Source organism: Paraburkholderia sediminicola (genome assembly GCF_046027355.1).
GTDB lineage: Bacteria > Pseudomonadota > Gammaproteobacteria > Burkholderiales > Burkholderiaceae > Paraburkholderia > Paraburkholderia sediminicola_B.
In genome coordinates this window covers 1-641 of the sequence record NZ_JAQQEK010000133.1, presented here as the reverse complement: position 1 = coordinate 641, position 641 = coordinate 1, and the positions used below count along the sequence as shown (strand labels likewise).

Genomic DNA, 641 nt, shown 5'->3' with positions numbered 1-641 from the left:
GTGGTGCAGTTCGGCGAATCGTATAGCGATGCCTATGGGCACGCGGTAAAGCTGCAGGAAGAGCGCGGCCTGACCTTCGTGCATCCGTTCGACGATCCGTATGTGATCGCCGGCCAGGGCACGGTCGCGATGGAGATTCTCAGCCAGCATCAGGGCCCGATTCACGCGATCTTCGTGCCGATCGGTGGCGGTGGACTGGCTGCGGGCGTCGCCGCGTACGTGAAATCGGTGCGCCCGGAGATCAAGGTGATCGGCGTGCAGACCGATGATTCGTGCGCGATGGCCGCATCGCTGAAAGCCGGTGAGCGGGTCACGCTGAACGAAGTGGGTCTGTTTTCGGACGGCACGGCGGTGAAGCTGGTCGGTGAAGAAACCTTCCGCCTGTGCAGCGAATATCTCGACGACGTGCTGCTCGTGAATACCGATGCGCTCTGCGCTGCGATCAAGGATGTCTTCCAGGACACCCGCAGCGTGCTGGAACCCGCCGGCTCGCTCGCGGTGGCCGGCGCGAAGCAGTATGCGGAGCGTGAAGGCATCGAGAACCAGACGCTGATCGCGATCACGTCGGGGGCGAACATGAACTTCGACCGCATGCGCTTCGTGGCCGAGCGAGCCGAAGTCGGTGAAGCGCGCGAAGCGGT

Annotated in this window: 1 protein-coding gene; it reads left to right on the top strand. The window is 63.5% G+C overall.

From position 1 onward, the window contains the following. A partial coding sequence (locus tag PQR42_RS45605) for a pyridoxal-phosphate dependent enzyme (protein WP_408394030.1) occupies positions 1–641 on the top strand: 641 nt, incomplete at both ends.